The organism is Archangium sp. Cb G35 (assembly GCF_001896145.1).
In the GTDB taxonomy this organism is placed as follows: domain Bacteria; phylum Myxococcota; class Myxococcia; order Myxococcales; family Myxococcaceae; genus Archangium; species Archangium violaceum.
The window spans coordinates 206063-221882 of the sequence record NZ_MPOI01000007.1 but is presented as its reverse complement, the minus strand read 5'-3'; the positions used below and the strand labels follow the sequence as shown (position 1 = coordinate 221882).

Genomic DNA, 15820 nt, shown 5'->3' with positions numbered 1-15820 from the left:
ATGACTTTTTATGAGGCCGCTCTCCGGGTGCTGGAGAGCGAAGGACGTCCCCTCACCTTCCTCGAGATCACCGAGAAGTCGATCGCCCAGAACCTGCTGTCCCACGTGGGCAAGACGCCCGAGCTGACGATGCTGTCGCGGCTCGCGGCGATGGCCCGCCGGACGCGCGATCGCAAGGTGGTCGTCACCGCCAAGGACACCTTCGCGCTCGCCGATTGGGCGTTGCCGGAGGATATCGAGGCGCTGGCGTTGACGGGGGTGATGGAAGCGCATCCCGAGGAGAGCCTGCCGCCCCTGCGGCCGGTCGAGCGTCACCCGGAGCCGCGCACGGACAACGTGCGGGTGGCCGGCCGTGGCAGCGAGCGCAAGCGCCGCCGGGACGAGGAGGAGGAGGCCGGACGGGGAGGGCGCCGCCGCCGCTTCCCGCCCATTCCGGAGGTGGTGTTCGAGATCCTCAGCGAGGCCGACCAGGCCCTGCGCCCGGAGCAGATCCTGGAGCAGGCGCGTGGCAAGGAGCTGGCCGCCGAGGACGCCACGGTGGAGGCGCTGCTCACCGCGCTGCTGGAGGACAACCAGCGCCGCATCGACGCGGGCCGCCGGCCCCAGTTCTCCTTCTCGAAGGAGACGGGAGCGGTGGCGCTGGAGCGCGCCGGTGCGCCGAGCGAGGCTCCGCCCCTGGAGCTGCAGGCCGCCTTCGCCGCCGCGCTGGGCATTCCGCTCGAGGATGGCCGTCCGGTGTTGCCGAAGGCAGGTGCCGCCGCCGCCGCGACGCCCGAGGCCCAGGCCGACGCCGCCCTGCTGACCACGGCGCGTGCCGCGGTGAAGGACGCGCGCAAGGCCGTGGCGCGGGTGCTGCGCAAGCGCCTGGGCGAGCTGGAGGTGGGCGCCTTCGAGAAGTCCGTCGTGAAGATGATGCACGCGCTGGGCTTCCGCGAGCTGAAGGTGGCCAAGCGCTCCAAGGAAGGCCCGCTGCTCACCGCCCGCAAGCGCGAGGGCAGCGTGGATCTGCGCTACGCCATCCGCATGCTCAAGGGCACGCCGTCGCTGGATCGCAAGGCGGTGCAGGAGCTGCGCAAGGACCTGGGCCACTACTCGGCGCAGGTGGGTCTGCTGGCGTGCGCCGGGGACGTGCGGGGCGATGCGCGCACCGAGGCCCAGGCGAGCGGCTCGCTGGTGATGCTCTGGTGCGGGGACGCGCTCGGCGAGAAGTTCCTCGAGGCCAAGGCCGCGGTGACCGTCACCACGGTGGAGCTGTACGACGTGGACGAGCGCTTCTTCGAGGTGGCGAAGCTCGAGGCCGACGAGGCCCAGAAGCGCCGCGAGGAGCGCCAGCGCGAGAAGCAGGCCCGCGCCGACGAGGGTGAGGAGGGCTCCGAGGAGTCCGAGGCCCCTCGCGAGGGTGGCACCACCGAGGCCGCGCCGTCGCGCCGCGAGGAGCGTCAGCGTGAGCGCGAGGAGCGCCGCCGCGAGCGGGAGGAGCGTCGCGAGGAGCGCCGCCGCGAGCGTAAGGCCGCCGCCCAGTCCGAGCAGGCCGAGGCCGCCGAGGCGGGGGGTCCCGCCGCTGTCGCGCCCACCGAGGCCGCCGCGCCCGCCGGGCTCTCCGAGGAGCAGGACGGCGAGGAGGGCGACGACGAGGGCGACGACGAGGATCTGGAGGCCGCCAGCGCCTTCGTGTCCGGGGGTGGCCAGCCCGAGGGAGGCGCGCCGGGAGAGGGCGCCGCCGCGGGTGAGCGCAAGCGCCGCCGGCGCCGTCGCCGGGGCCGTCGCGGCCGGGGTGGCCGGGGTCCCGAGGGCGCGCCGGGTGAGGCTGGTGCCACGCCCGCCGAGGGTGCCGCTACCGCTGGTGCCACGCCCGCCGAGGGTGCCACTGCCGCCGGTGCCACGCCCGCCGAGGGTGCCGCTGCCGCCGGTGCCACGCCCGCCGAGGGTGCCGCTGCCGGGGTGACGTCCGCCGAGGGTGGTGCGTCCACCGAGGCCGCCGCCGCTCCCGCCGAGGCCGCCGCCGCTCCCGCCGAGGCCGCCGGGGCCGTGCCCGCCGAGGGGGCCGAGGGCCTCGCGACTCCGGGTGAGGCCACGAGGACGGCCGCCGAGTGGCAGTCGCCCTTCCCGAGTGTGGAGAGCGCCGCCACGGCCGAGGCCCAGCGCACCGCCGCGGAGGAGTACGCCCGGGTGGCCGCCGAGAAGGCCGCGTCCGCCGCCGAGGGAGCCCCTGCGCCCTCGGAGCCGGAGCCCTCCAGCGGGCCTGCTTCCTCGGGGAGCGGCTCGCCGGAAGGTGGAAACGCCTGAGGTTCTCGCGCTCCCGCGTGAGAGGAGCGCGGGACTGCGTTAGGGTAGGCCGGTATGAAGCCCGGCCTGCTCATTGTCTTGATGGCGGTGATGCTCGGCGCCTGCCGTTCCCGGGAGCCGAGCTTTCCGGTCGCACGCCTCTCGATCCAGGGCGCCACGTTGGTCGACAACGGCCTGATCGGCTGGGCCTCGTCGGACGTCCACGAGCTCTTTTCCCGCACCCTGCGTGACAGCCGCCGCTTCGAGCTGCTCGAAGAGGGTGGCCAGGACGGGAAGGACCCGCGCGCGCAGAACGCCTGGTCCCTGACGCTCGAGCTGCCCTTCACCCGTGAGGCGCTCAAGGACGGCAGCGCGTACTCCTTCGCCGAGGTGGGGGTCACCCTCTCGATGGAGCGCCGGGGCGAGGAGACCGATCAGCGCTACCAGGTGGTGGGGCTGGGCGAGGTGCGCGTGGAGCGCAAGGACGCCGAGACCCGGCGCGAGGCCCTGCGCGAGGCCCTGCGCCGCGCGCTCACCCAGGTGACGCAGGCGGCCGCGATCCAATTGACGGCGGTGGAGCGCCCGGACGCGGCACTGGTTCAGGATTTGAAGTCTCAGGATGACCGCATCCGCGAGTTCGCGCTGCGCGTGCTCGCCGAACGGCGCCACCCCGCGGCGGCGCCGCTGCTCATCCGCCAGCTCGGGGAGGAAGATCCCCAGACGGTGCGCCAGGCCATCGGCGCGCTGTCGGAGATGAAGTCGCGGGAGGCCGTGCCCGCGCTCATCGAGCTGGTGAAGGACCGGGAGGTCCGCTTCGTGCAGGAGGTGGTCTTCGCCATCGGGGAGATCGGCGGACCCGAGGCCGAGGCGTACCTCTTCACGGTGGCCCAGGGGCACGACCAGCCGGATGTACAGGCCGCGGCCCAACGGGCACTGGATACACTCCTGGCATCACGCAAGCTGTCTGCACCGGAGGCGCGCGGCAAGGACCGCGCGGAACACTGACACCTATGAAGCTTTCGTCTGTCGTACGGTGGGGTCTCGGGGCCTCGCTGCTGGTGGTGGGTGCTGGCGCATGCTCCTCGAGCCGGCAGCAGGTGGTCGAGCAGGAGACCCGTCCCGCTGATTCCCTGGCCGCGTACTACCCGCTGGCCGTGGGCAACCGCTGGACGTACCGGGTCAATGGCCGCGCGGACCGGACGGTGGACGTGCAGGTGCTCAAGGAAGAGGACGGGTACTTCCACGACAACCAGGGCGGGCAGCTCTCCGTGGACGGCTTCGGGGTGCGCGATCGCAAGCGCTACCTGCTGCGCGGACCGCTCACCGAGGGCAACCAGTGGACCAACGTGGTGTCCGTGTCCTCCACCGAGCGCTACCAGATCCTCCAGGCGGGGGTGCCCTGCGAGGCGCCCGCGGGCTCCTTCCAGAATTGTGTGCGGGTGGAGGCTCGCAACCGCGTGGATGCGCAGACGACCCTGGTGAACGCGCTCACCTTCGCCGAGGGCGTGGGACTGGTTCGCATCGAGGTGTCCGCCGAGAAGAGCAACGGCGAGCGCCTGCCGCAGACGTGGTTGGAGCTGGCATCCTTCAAGCTCCAGGACTCGGGACGCTGAACACACGCAGGGAGGGAGTCACATGAAGGAGATCGGCATCGCCCTGCTGGGACTGGGCAACGTGGGACTGGGGACGTACCGGATCCTCGCCAACCACGCGAAGGACATCGAGCGCCGTCTGGGCGCACGGGTGCGCGTGCGCCACGTGCTGGTGCGCAACGCGGGCAAGGCGCGGCCGGAGGACGTGCCCGCGTCGCTCATCACCCATGACATCAAGACCATCCTCGACGACAAGGAGGTCTCCGTCGTGGTGGAGGTGATGGGTGGCCTGAGCCCCTCGCGCGAGTACCTCGAGCAGGCCATTGCCTCGGGCCGCCACGTGGTGACGGCGAACAAGGCGCTGCTGTCGGCGCACGGTGAGGCGCTCTACTCGAAGGCGCTGGCGAGCGGGGTGGACGTCCACTTCGAGGGCGCTGTCTGCGGTGGCATTCCCATCATCCGCACGCTGCGCGAGGCGCTCGCCTCGGACCGGGTGGAGTCGCTCACCGGCATCGTCAACGGCACCACCAACTTCATCCTCTCGGCCATGGCCAACGAGGGGGCCAGCTACGCGGACGCGCTCCGGCGCGCGCAGGAGCTCGGCTACGCGGAGGCGGATCCCACGCTGGACGTGAGCGGCATGGACGCGGCGCAGAAGCTGTGCCTGCTGGCCTCGCTGGCCTTCTCCGCGCGCGTGTCCCCCGAGTCCATCCTCGTGGAGGGGATTACGAGCCTCACCCCCACGGACATCGCCTACGGGCGCGAGGCGGGGTACGTGCTCAAGCTGCTCGCCACGGCGCGCCGGGCCTCCGAGGGTCTGGACGTGCGCGTGCACCCGGCCTTCATCCCCGCGGCCAGTCCCCTGGCGGACGTGAGCAGCGCCTTCAACGCGGTGCTGCTCCAGTCCGCGGCGCTGGGGGCCTCGCTCTACTCGGGCCGGGGCGCCGGAGACATGCCCACGGGCAGCGCGGTGGTGTCCGACATCATCGACACCTGCCGCAACCTCCTGGCCGGCGTTTCCGGACGGCTGCCGCTGCCGTGCCCGCCCCACGTGCACGACGTGCCCCTGCTGTCCTCCGGTGAGCGCCGCGGGCCCGTCTACCTGCGTTTCTCCGTCAGCGATGAGCCCGGCGTGCTGGGGCGCATCGCCAGCGTGCTGGGTGAGAAGGGGGTGAGCATCAACTCGGTGCTCCAGCGCCCGCCCCGCCCCGAGGACACCCACGCCACCATCGTCGTCTTCACCCACGACACCCGCGAGGCGGAGGTGGTGGCCGCGGTGAAGTGGATCGACTCGCTGCGCAGCACACGTGCACCTACCCAGGTCATCCGGATCGAGGAAGGCCCGGGAGTGTTGCTCGCCAGCCGTTAGGAGAGCAGGCGGGCATCCGAGCGAAGGTCCACCAACCGGCGGGGCCTGTTGAAAGCGGGGCCGCCGATCCCTACCCTGGGGGCCCTTTTCCCAGGGAGGTTCGCCGCATGGGTGTCACCGAGAACGCCGAGCAGACGCAGCAGGAGATCATCCTCGGCTTCCTCGCGGACGGGCGGGATGAGTTCCTCTCGGGCGAGGCGCTCTCCGCCAAGCTGGGCCTGTCCCGCACCGCGGTGTGGAAGCACGTGCAGTCGCTGCGCGAGAAGGGCTACCGCATCGACGCCGTGCCCGCGCGGGGCTACCGGCTGGTGGACGTGCCGGATCGGCTCTCGCCGCTGGAGCTGACGCCGCTGCTGTCCACCCATGATCTGGGCCAGAACATCCACTTCCATGACTCGCTGCCGTCCACCAACGAGGCCGCCTTCCGGCTGGCCGCGGACGGGGCCGAGCACGGCGAGGTGGTCATCACCGAGCAGCAGACGGCGGGCAAGGGCCGCCGGGGCCGCGCCTGGGCGTCGCCCCACGGGTTGAACCTGTACTTCTCCGCCATCCTCCGGCCGGAGCTGCCGCCGCAGCGCGCTCCCGAGCTCACCCTGGTGGCTGCGGTGGCGCTCGCCGAGGCGCTGCGCGAGGCCGACGCCGAGGCCCTCATCAAGTGGCCCAACGACGTCCAGATTGGGGGCCGCAAGGTGGCGGGCATCCTCACCGAGCTGTCCGCGGAACCCGAGCGGGTGCACTTCGTGGTGCTCGGCATTGGCGTGAACCTCAACGCGGGCCCCGAGCACTTCCCGCCCGAGGTGGCCACCACCGCCACCTCGCTCTCCCAGGCGCTGGGCCGGCGCGTCAACCGCGCGCTCTTCACCGCTTCCTTCTGGGGCCGCCTGGAGGAGTGGTTGGATCTGCACCTCGAGGTGGGCTTCGACCCGGTGCGCCAGCGCTGGAAGGAGCTGTCCGCCACGCTGCGCCAGGAGGTGCTGGTGCGTACCGGCGGGTCGGAATTGCGCGGTGTGGCTGAAGACATCGACACGTCGGGTGCACTGCTGGTGCGGACGGCCGGGGGCACGCTGGAAAGGGTGCTCGCCGGGGATGTGGAGCAACTGCGGCCCCGCTAGACTGCGCGGCGAGCCATGCTTCTCGCCATCGACGTCGGCAACACCAACACGGTGCTCGGGGTGTACGAAGGCAAGCGTCTCCTGGACCATTGGCGTCTGGAGACGAGTGCCCGCCGCACGTCGGATGAGTACGGCATCCTGCTGCGGCAGCTCTTCCAGTCGAGCGGGATCGATCCGGACAGGGTGCGCGCGGTGGCGGTGTCCAGCGTGGTGCCGCCGCTGCAGTTCAACCTGGAGCGGATGAGCGAGCGCTACTTCAAGACGCGCCCCATGTTCGTCGGGCCCGGTGTGAAGACGGGCATGCCCATCCTCTACGACAACCCGCGCGAGGTGGGCGCGGACCGGATCGTCAACGCGGTGGCCGCCTACGACAAGCACCACCAGGGCCTCATCGTCGTGGACTTCGGCACGGCCACCACGCTCGACGCGGTGACGCCCCGGGGCGAGTACCTCGGCGGGGCCATCTGCCCCGGCATCAACATCTCCATGGAGGCGCTCTTCCAGAACGCCTCGAAGCTGCCGCGCGTCGAGCTCGCCCGGCCCCCGCACGTGGTGGGCCGCAACACGGTGCACTCCATCCAGTCCGGCCTCTTCTACGGCTACGTGGGCATGGTGGATGGCATCTGCGCCCGCATCCAGTCGGAGCTCGGCTTCGACACGCGGGTGGTGGCCACGGGAGGCCTGGCGCCCCTGGTGGCCAGTGCGTCCTCACACATTCACGAAGTCGACGAGTTCCTCACGCTCGAGGGTCTCCGCATCATCTACGGAAGGAATCACGCCTCATGAGCACCCCTCCCCAGCAGATCCCCGCGGCCCCGGCGGGCTGTCCCATCACCGCCGAGTTCCTCCCGCCCAACATGCGCAAGCACGTGGATCCGGCCGCGCCCGTGCCCCTGCGGATGATGGCCGCCAAGGCCATGGTGCCGTTGGCGCCCTCGGACATGCTCGGTGCCCTCTTCATGCTTACGTTCGATGCGGACGCGGCTGTGCGGGAGACCGCCGCGAAGTCGGCCGCGGCCCTTCCAGATCGCTTCTCCGCGGGCCTGCGCGACGAGGGCGTCGCGGCCCCCGTGCTGGGCTGGTTCCTCTCGCTGCTGTCCGGCAAGGACGCCCTGGCGGAGATGCTCGTGCTCAACCCCTCCACGCCGGATGACGCCGTGGCCGAGGTGGCGCGCACCTGCAGCGCGAAGATCGCGGAGATCATCGGGCAGAACCAGCTGCGCGTGCTGCGCTCCGAGAACCTCATCCGTGGCCTGTGCGCCAACCCGAATGCGACCCAGGCGCTGATCGACAACGTGTGCGACTTCGCGGTGCGCAGCGGCATGGCCGTGGTGGATGTGCCCCAGATGCAGGCGGCCCGTGTCCGCGTCTTCGGGCCCTCCGCCGCTCCCCCCGAGCCCGGTCCCACCGCCGAGGAGATCCTCAAGGAGCTCGAGGACGCCACGCCCAAGACCGCCGCCGCGGGTCCGGCGGCCGAGGCGAAGGAGGGGGAGGATCCCACCGCCGCCATTCCCGAGGCCAAGAAGCTCAGCCTCACCCAGCGCATCATGAAGATGAGCATCGCCCAGAAGATCAAGCTGGCGACGCTGGGCAACAAGGAGGCGCGCAGCTTCCTCATCCGCGACACCAACAAGCTCGTCTGCACCGCCGTCATCCGCAGCCCCCGCATCACCGACGGCGAGGTCCTCAACTGCGCTGCCAACAAGGCGGTCAACGAGGAGGTGCTGCGCATCATCTACAACAGCCGTGAGTTCACGAAGAACTACAAGATCAAGATGGCGCTGTTGAAGAACCCCAAGCTTCCGCTCGCCGTGGGCATGAAGTTCCTCAGCACCCTGCGCGAGAACGACCTCAAGGATCTCAGCCGGGACAAGAACGTCCCGTCGGGCCTCCAGGGCGTGGCCAAGAAGATGGTGGATAAGAAGAACGAGCCCAAGAAGGACGACGGCAAGTAGGGCTCGTAGGTGGGGCAGGGGGCCCGCGCGGGTTCGAACCCGGGGCCCCTCTGGGGAGGGGACTCAGGCGACGGCTTCCTCGTCGTCCTCGACCGCCGGCTGCTCCTCCAGGAGCTGCGTGGCGATGGCCAGCGCCTTCTTCGTCTTCTCGCGCAGCTTCTCGTCCGACTTGATGCGCGTGTACAGCCTCGCCACGCGATCCTCGTTGCGCGCCACCTGCTCCTCCATCTCGGTGATGCGCTTGCGCAGCTCGTCCGCCTCCTGGCCCGCCTGCGCCTTCACCGCCTCCAGCTCCTCGCGCCAGCTGTCGCCCTCGCTCCTCGCCGCCGCCAGCTCCGCGTCCAGCTGATCCGCCCGCGCCCTCAGCTCCTCCACCTCGCCCGCCTGCGCCTGGTACTGCTCCACCTCGGTCTGCAGCGCCGTCGCCCGCGCCGTGGCCCCTCGCGCCTCCTCCTTCGCCGCCGTCAGCTGCTGCTCCACCCGCCGGCGCTCCGCCATCAGCTGATCCGCCTTCGTCTTCAGCGTCTTCAGCTCCGCGTCCCGCCGAGTGATCTCGTCCGTGGCCCCGTTGGCCTGCTGCTCCAGCGCCAGCAGCCGATCCTGCTGCTCGACGATCTCCTGCTCCTTCTGGTTCAGCTCGCTCTTGAGGCGGAGGATCTCCCGATCCTTCCGGTTGGACGCCTCACGCAGCGCCAGCGTGGCCGAGTCGTTCTTGCCCACGGAAGCCTTCGCCGTCTCCAGCTCCGTGCTCTTCGTCTCCAGCTCGGCCTCGAGATCCTGCACCCGCGTCTCCGCGGTGCTGGCCTGGCTCCGCGCATCCTCCAGCGCGCCTTCCAGCTCGGCCACGCGGGTGCGCAGGTTGCGCAGCTCGGCCGCGTCCGCCGCCGACATGGCCGGAGCCGCGGGGGTCGCCGAAGCCGCTCGAGGCGTGACCGTCGGCGTCGTGGGCGTGGGGCGGGGCGCGGGCGTGGCCGCCACGGGCGCCGGAGCCGGCCTGGCCACCGGAGCCGGAGTGGGGCGCGCCACCGGAACCGGGGCGGGCTTCGGGGCCGGTGCTGGCGGAGGCTCCGGCGGCATGAAGCCCACCACCGTCTTGTCGCTGTCCATTCCCAGCGAGTCGAGCGCGTTGTCGTCCTCGCCACCGTCCAGGCCATCCAGACCGGAGAAGTCGTCCTCGGGCGAGCTCAGCTCCGGCGGGGCCTCCACCGGCTCCTCGATGCTGCCCGTCACCGGCGGCTCGTCCACGCTGTCCCCGAAGGGGTTGTCCAGCAGCGCCAGCTCCTCGCCGTGGCTCTCCAGCGGCTCGCCCTCGATGGCCAGCTCCTCGCCCTGCACCGGCTCGTCGCCCAGCCCGTCCAGTCCGCCCAGGCTCAGGCCGTCATCGACGACCTCGCCCGCGGGCAGCTCCGGGAAGCCGATCAGCGCACCCGCGCGATCCACCAGCTCGTCGGCGTTCACCGGCTTGGCCACGTAGTCGTCCGCGTGCGCCTTCAGCTTGCGGTGCTGCGCGAAACCGTCCGGGTTGCCGATGATGATGATCGGAATCGCCTTGAGATCATCGTCCTTCTTCAGCTTGCCGCAGATCAGATAGCCGTTCTGTCCGGCCGAGAGATCCACCGCGAGCACCACCAGCTCGGGCCGATCCCGGCGGATCTGCTCCACGCTACCCTTGCCGTCGGTGGTCTCCTGCACCGCGAAGCCACGGGCCTCCAGGGCCTGCCGCAGGTTCGCGGAGAGGGCGGTGTCACTTTCGACGATCAGGATGTTCTTGGACATGGAAGGGCTGCCGGACCTGTTGGGGCGTGCGCGTCCCTCGTCGGAGACGAGGAACGGCGGCGCTGGAAAACTCGCTCGGGAGGCTATCGGTGCCTACCGGGACCGTCAATCTTCGGTCCAGCCGCATTTCCAGGCAGTCCAGCTCGTGGGGCAGGCGAGCGGCCCGCGCGCTCACGCCTGCTTCAGGGCTGTAGCACCACGGGCCGCGCGGCCACGTCCGGCGACACCGGGCGCGACGGCCGGCTCTTCGCCGCAGCCTGCTCGGCCACCATGCGGCGGATGTCCGATTCGTCCAGGTCGCTCACCAGCTCGTAGACGATCTCCTCATCCCGCCACACCGCCACGTTGTACCCGTGGCTGGAGCCCACCTGCACGGAGGGCAGGGGAGGGGCCTCCACCTCACGCTTGGCGTCGTCGAAGACGAACAGGCCGATGCGCCGGGCCGGAGCTCCCTGCTTGTCCGCGTTGCGCTCGTAGCTGATGTACGCGGCGGGGCGATCCGTCACGTTGGAGATGCGCGCGCCGGACAACTGCACGTCGGGCAGCCGGGGCACGGAGACACGGTGGTCCAACTTGCCGTCGAACCAGGCCTCCACGTGCTCGTGTCCGCCCGCCACCTCCACTGGCAGCTGCCGGGCGTGCCGCCGTGCGGCGTCCTCCACGAAGCGCTGGTGCTGCTCGGGCCGCAGCGCCATCCACGCGCCGCCGGCCATCAGCACCACCACGGCCGCGGCGCTCGCGCGCAACCACCACATCTGCGTGTCGCGGCGCTGCTCCTGGCGGATGCCCAGCTGGATTCGCGCCCGCAGGGCGTCCGGGGCGCGGGTGGATTCCACCGCGTGACGCGCGGCCCGGCGCAGCGACTGCCGCATCCGGAGCTCCATGTTCACCCGCTGCGCGCACTCGGCACAGCCGGTGAGGTGCGCTTCAACTTCCAGCCGCTCCTCGGGCTGAAACTCGCCGTCGAGGAACGGGTACAGGATGGAATCGAGTTCCTGGCAGGTCATGAGCGCTCAGGGCGGGAGATGGTTGGGGTCCCGTGGGAAATATCGTGAAGAAATATTTCCGGGGCCATCAACCTCGATCTACCCCACCTTCTTCCTGCGTCGGTAATCATCGAGGCTCGTTGTTGAGCCCGCGGCGGCCGTGCCCTCCTCGTTGGCCGCCTCGGCCCCCTCCTGACGCAGCACGCCAGAGCCCTGCGCGTACTCGCGCAGCGTCTTCTGCAGCAGCTTGCGTCCGCGGAACAAACGGCTCATCACCGTGCCCACGGGACACTCGAGGATCTCCGCGATCTCCTTGTAGGAGAACTCCTGCAGATCCGCGAGGATGACCACCAGCCGGAAGTCGATGGGCAGCGCGTCGATGGCACGCAGCACGTCGTCCGACAGGAGACGATCGAAGAAGTACTGCTCGGGGTTGGCCGCGAAGTCCGTCGCGTCCCGGCTCACGAAGCGCTCGTGCACGGCCTCGCGCTCCACACCTTCCACCACACTGCGCTCCTTCACCTTACGCCGGTAGCGGTTGATGAAGGTGTTGGTGAGGATCTTGAAGAGCCAGGCCTTGATGTTGGTGCCGCGCTCGAACTTGTCGAAAAAGCGGTAGGCCCTCATGCAGGTGTCCTGCACCAGGTCCTCGGCGTCCCGCTCATTCTTCGTCAGCCTCAGGGCCGCGGAGTATAGCGGGTCGAGGTGGGCCAGCGCCAGTTCCTCGAATTCCTGCTTCGTCCGGTTGTTCTGCCTGAAGTCCAGCATGCTCCCGCCTTCCAGAGGCCCGAAATTACAGGCAATTGAGTCGTTACCTACCCGGCAATGTATGCACGGGAACAGACTGGGCAACAACACAAAGCCCGCTGGCGCCGTTTGCACGGCTGCCCCAGCGGGCGGGAGACAACCGGCGGTGAGAATTATTCCCTGATTTGGGAGCAACCCCTCCGCCGGGGTGTCGCAGTGTGGACTACTGGAGACTACTACCGGCCCTTCGCGCCGATGGCGTCGAAGATGGACATGTAGTTGTAGCCGAGGTCCTTGGCGACGGCCTCGTAGGTGACCTGGCCGTTGTAGGTGTTGAGGCCGCGGGCCAGGGCCTTGTCGGCCTTGATGGCCTCGACGAGGCCCAGGTCGGCGATCTTCCGGGCGTAGGGCCGGGTGGTGTTGGTGAGGGCGAAGGTGGATGTCTGCGGCACCGCGCCGGGCATGTTGGCCACGCAGTAGTGCACCACGCCGTGCTTCACGAAGGTGGGGTTGTCGTGGGTGGTGGGGACGCACGTCTCGATGCAGCCGCCCTGATCCACCGCCACGTCCACCACCACGGAGCCGGGGCTCATCTCGGCCACGAGGGCCTCGGAGACGAGCTTGGGCGCCGCGGCGCCGGGGATGAGCACGCCGCCGACGACGATGTCCGCCTCGCGCACGCTCTTGGCGATGCTCTCGGTGTCCGAGGCCAGCGTGGCCACGCGGCCGAGGAACACGTCATCCAGGTAGGTGAGGCGCTCGAGGTTGATGTCGATGATGGTGACCTCGGCGCCCATGCCCACGGCGACCTTGGCCGCGCAGGTGCCCACCACGCCGCCACCGATGATGGTGACGCGGCCACGGCGCACGCCGGGCACGCCGCCCAGGAGGATGCCCTTGCCGCCGTGCGCCTTCTCCAGGCACGCGGCGCCGACCTGGATGGCCATCTTGCCGGCCACCTCGGACATCGGCTTGAGCAGCGGCAGCGAGCCGTCATCCAGCTGGATGGTCTCGTAGGCCACCGCGGACGCCTTCTTCTTCACCAGGGTGCGCGTGAGCTCCGGGTCCACGCCGGACAGGTGGAAGTAGGTGTAGATGATCTGCCCGTTCTGGATGCGCTCGTACTCGGGCGCGATGGGCTCCTTCACCTTGACGATCATCTCGGCGCGCTTCCACACCTCGTCCGCGCTCGGGACGATCTGCGCGCCAACGCGCTGGTACTCCGAGTCGGGGATGCCGGAGCCGACGCCGGCGTTCGTCTCGACGAGGACCGTGTGGCCCGCGCTCGTCAGGGCGCGAACGCCCGCCGGAACCATGCCGACACGGTACTCGCGGGTCTTGATCTCCTTGGGGACTCCGACAATCACTTGAGCTGCCTCCGAAATGTCCGCAATAAGGGACGCAAAAGCGGGCGGACCCTAGGCAGGGGCCCTGGGGGAGTCAAGACGCGGTCCGGCAAGGCGCCATCCGGCGAACCATACGGTTCGTGAATGCGCGGCGCGTCGAAAGGTCCGCCCGGCAATGATAGTTAACGAGGTCATGACTTTGGCACCGAAGCTGCTGTTCGCGGACCCGAAGGGGCGGGTGATGGAGCACCCCTATCTGCTGGCCACGTTGCGCAGCGGGGAAGAGCTCGTTCCCCCGCAGGACAAGCCCATCCCCCTGCCGTCCGCTGGCCGGCTCGTCCACCTGCCGGGCCGGCTGCCCGTGGGCATCGATCCCGAGACCGGGGAGCTGGAGCTGGTCCGCGAGATCAAGATGAACGGGAAGACCTTCGTGCCCAATGCGGTGGGCGCGCTGTTGCCTCCCGGCTACACGCGGACGTTCCTCCCGGGCGAGGTGAAGGCGGACGGTCCGGTGCTTCCGCAGTGGGCCTATACCGCCGCCGCCTGGGGCGAGGACGGCCCCGTGGCCTGGGCCATCCACACCGACAAGCGCTCGCACTGGGATCCGGAGAAGTACTCCACCCCCGAGCTGAAGAAGATCGTGGACGCGCATCTGGCGCGCTTCCCCGGCAACCGCGTGCTCAAGCAGCTCACCACGTGCGCGATGCTGTACCGGTGCTTCACCTCGCAGAACGTCTTCTACGTGCGCGACGAGGGCGCCATCCCCGCCTCGGTGATGTGCAATGCGCGCTGCGTGGGGTGCATCTCGGATCAGCCGGCGGATGGGCCTCCCGCCTCGCACGAGCGCATGAATGACGGGCCCACCGGCGAGGAGATGGGGCAGATCGGCCTGTATCACCTGGAGAACGCGCCGGGCCGCACCATGATCAGCTTCGGCCAGGGCTGCGAGGGCGAGCCGCTCACCCGGTGGAAGTTCATCGCCGAGGCCATCCGCTACATGCGCGAGCGCACCTCGCGCGGCTCCATCAACATCAACACCAACGCGAGCCTCACGAAGGGACTCGAGGCACTCTTCGATGCGGGGCTGGACGCCATCCGCGTGTCGCTCAACTCGGCGTCGAAGGAGCTCTACGAGGCCTACTACAAGCCGGTGAAGTACGGCTGGGAGGACGTGGAGGCGTCCATTGCCCTGGCGCGTGAACGCGGTGCGTACCTCGCGCTCAACCTGCTGCTCTTCCCGGGCGTCACCGATCGCGAGGGCGAGGTGAAGGCCCTGGAGCGGCTGGTGAAGAAGTACAAGGTGGACCAGGTGCAGACGCGCTCACTGTGCATCGATCCCATCCAGTACCTGGAAGTGGCGCGCGACAAGGGCGCGGGCGGAGAGCCCGTGGGCATCCGCACGCTGCTGCGCCGGCTCAAGGCGGCCCGGCCGGGGTTGATCATCGGCAACTTCGCGCGTGGGCTCGAGGAGCGGGAGAACGCGGCGAACGCCCGATGACAGGCTCGTTGAAGTAGGTCCTGTCAGGGGGAGGGCTTCCGGTGGCGCGCATCGCCGCCGGAAGGTGCTTCGGGGCGAGGGCGGGGGCTACTCCTGGAGCTCCTTCGCGACCAGGTGGCCCAGCACGGCGTCCTTCGGCACGTAGCCGTCGGCACCGGCCTCGCGGCAGATGCGCTGCAGCTCCTCGACGTTCTCGCCGGAGCACAGCAGCACCTTGATGCCCTTGAAGAGGCTGTTGCTCTTGATGAACCGGCAGAACTGCTCGCCGTTCACGTTGGGCATGCGCACGTCCAGCAGCACCAGGTCCGGGCGCGTCTGCTTCTTCAGGATGATCTTCGTCGCCTTGTCCGCGGAGTCGGCGATGTGCACCTCGAAGCCCTTGGACACCAGGTCCGCTTCGATGATGCGCGCCGTCATCTCACTGTCGTCGACGATGAGGATGCGGGGTTTCCTTCCGGCGGCCGCCGCCATCTTCGCGGCCGAGGGGAATCCACCCGTCGCGGCCGGAGCGGGCGCGGCCGGAGCCGGAGCAGGCGCGGCTGGAGCCGGAGTGGCCGCCGCGGCCGGAGGGGCCGCCGGGGCAGGGGGCGTGACGGGAGTCTGGACGGCCGCGGCCGCCTGAGGGGCCACGGGGACCGGAGCCGGGCCGTGTGCGGCGGCGGGAGCCGGCTGGGCCGGAGCGGCGTGGGCCGCCGGAGCCGTGGGATGCGCCGCGACGGGAGCCGCGGGCCGCGCAGGCGCCGTCGCCGGAGGAGCGGCATGCGCCGGGGCCGCCGGAGCGGAGGGGCGCGGAGCCGTCGGTGCGGACTGGACTCCCGCCGCTGGAGCGGGGTGCGTGCCCGCCGGAGCCTGCGCCACCGGAGGACGGGGCTGGGCCACCTGTCCCGCGACGGGCGCGCGAGGAGCCGCCGGTGCCGGATGGGCTCCCGCGGCGGCTGCCGGATGAGCGCCCGCTGGAGCCTGGGCCACCGGACGGGGCTGGGCCACCTGTCCCGCGACGGGCGCGCGCGGAGCCGCCGGATGGGCTCCCGCGGCGGTTGCTGGATGAGCGCCCGCTGGAGCCTGGGCCACCGGACGGGGCTGGGCCACCTGTCCCGCGACGGGCGCGCGCGGACCGGGGATCGCCTGACCCGGAGCCGCCGCGGGGGCGACGCGAGGCGGCGCGGCGACATTC

Annotated in this window: 12 protein-coding genes and 1 pseudogene; 8 read left to right on the top strand and 5 right to left on the bottom strand. The window is 70.5% G+C overall.

What is annotated here, in order from left to right; all coding sequences use genetic code 11:
* The 7 genes from BO221_RS22460 (at nucleotide 1) to BO221_RS22430 (ending at nucleotide 8293) form a co-directional block, all read left to right on the top strand.
* The gene (locus BO221_RS22460; protein ID WP_073562534.1) at nucleotides 1-2286 is read left to right on the top strand and encodes an HTH domain-containing protein; all 2286 of its coding nucleotides are present in this window, start codon (nucleotides 1-3) and stop codon (nucleotides 2284-2286) included.
* Between the two features lie 54 nt (nucleotides 2287-2340).
* Nucleotides 2341-3270, top strand: coding sequence for a HEAT repeat domain-containing protein (locus BO221_RS22455; protein ID WP_073562533.1), 930 nt, complete (start codon nucleotides 2341-2343; stop codon nucleotides 3268-3270).
* A gap of 5 nt (nucleotides 3271-3275) precedes the next feature.
* Entirely contained in the window at nucleotides 3276-3878 is a 603-nt protein-coding gene (locus BO221_RS22450) for a hypothetical protein (RefSeq protein ID WP_073562532.1), read from the top strand.
* 22 nt (nucleotides 3879-3900) lie between these two features.
* A complete protein-coding gene (locus BO221_RS22445) occupies nucleotides 3901-5226 on the top strand; it encodes a homoserine dehydrogenase (protein ID WP_073562531.1) in 1326 nt (441 codons plus the stop codon).
* 107 nt (nucleotides 5227-5333) lie between these two features.
* Complete coding sequence (locus BO221_RS22440; RefSeq protein WP_073562530.1) at nucleotides 5334-6338, top strand: biotin--[acetyl-CoA-carboxylase] ligase; 1005 nt, start codon at nucleotides 5334-5336, stop codon at nucleotides 6336-6338.
* A gap of 15 nt (nucleotides 6339-6353) precedes the next feature.
* Nucleotides 6354-7124 carry a type III pantothenate kinase gene (locus BO221_RS22435; protein WP_073562529.1) on the top strand — a complete coding sequence of 257 codons (771 nt, stop codon included), beginning with the start codon at nucleotides 6354-6356 and terminating at the stop codon, nucleotides 7122-7124.
* Nucleotides 7121-8293 carry a hypothetical protein gene (locus BO221_RS22430; RefSeq protein WP_073562528.1) on the top strand — a complete coding sequence of 391 codons (1173 nt, stop codon included), beginning with the start codon at nucleotides 7121-7123 and terminating at the stop codon, nucleotides 8291-8293. Before BO221_RS22435 ends, BO221_RS22430 begins: the two co-directional genes overlap by 4 nt.
* A gap of 63 nt (nucleotides 8294-8356) precedes the next feature.
* On the opposite strand, the gene BO221_RS22425 is transcribed toward BO221_RS22430, so the two are convergent.
* From BO221_RS22425 to ald, 4 genes are all read right to left on the bottom strand, one after another.
* Nucleotides 8357-10069 (bottom strand): response regulator, encoded by a 1713-nt coding sequence (locus BO221_RS22425; protein ID WP_073562527.1) that lies wholly within the window; start codon nucleotides 10067-10069, stop codon nucleotides 8357-8359.
* Nucleotides 10070-10251: 182 nt separating this feature from the next.
* Nucleotides 10252-11076, bottom strand: a complete 825-nt coding sequence (locus BO221_RS22420) for an anti-sigma factor (protein WP_073562526.1) — start codon at nucleotides 11074-11076, stop codon at nucleotides 10252-10254.
* Between the two features lie 78 nt (nucleotides 11077-11154).
* On the bottom strand, nucleotides 11155-11823 hold the full coding sequence (locus BO221_RS22415) for a sigma-70 family RNA polymerase sigma factor (RefSeq protein ID WP_043395563.1): 669 nt from the start codon (nucleotides 11821-11823) through the stop codon (nucleotides 11155-11157).
* A 215-nt stretch (nucleotides 11824-12038) separates the two neighbouring features.
* Complete coding sequence (ald, locus tag BO221_RS22410; protein WP_073562525.1) at nucleotides 12039-13169, bottom strand: alanine dehydrogenase; 1131 nt, start codon at nucleotides 13167-13169, stop codon at nucleotides 12039-12041.
* A 172-nt stretch (nucleotides 13170-13341) separates the two neighbouring features.
* On the opposite strand from ald, the gene BO221_RS22405 reads away from it, so the two are divergent.
* A complete protein-coding gene (locus tag BO221_RS22405; RefSeq protein ID WP_073562524.1) occupies nucleotides 13342-14646 on the top strand; it encodes a radical SAM protein in 1305 nt (434 codons plus the stop codon).
* A gap of 87 nt (nucleotides 14647-14733) precedes the next feature.
* On the opposite strand, the pseudogene BO221_RS22400 reads toward BO221_RS22405, so the two are convergent.
* Nucleotides 14734-15237: pseudogene (locus BO221_RS22400) on the bottom strand (response regulator); the annotation flags it as partial.
* Nucleotides 15238-15820: the final 583 nt, after the last annotated feature.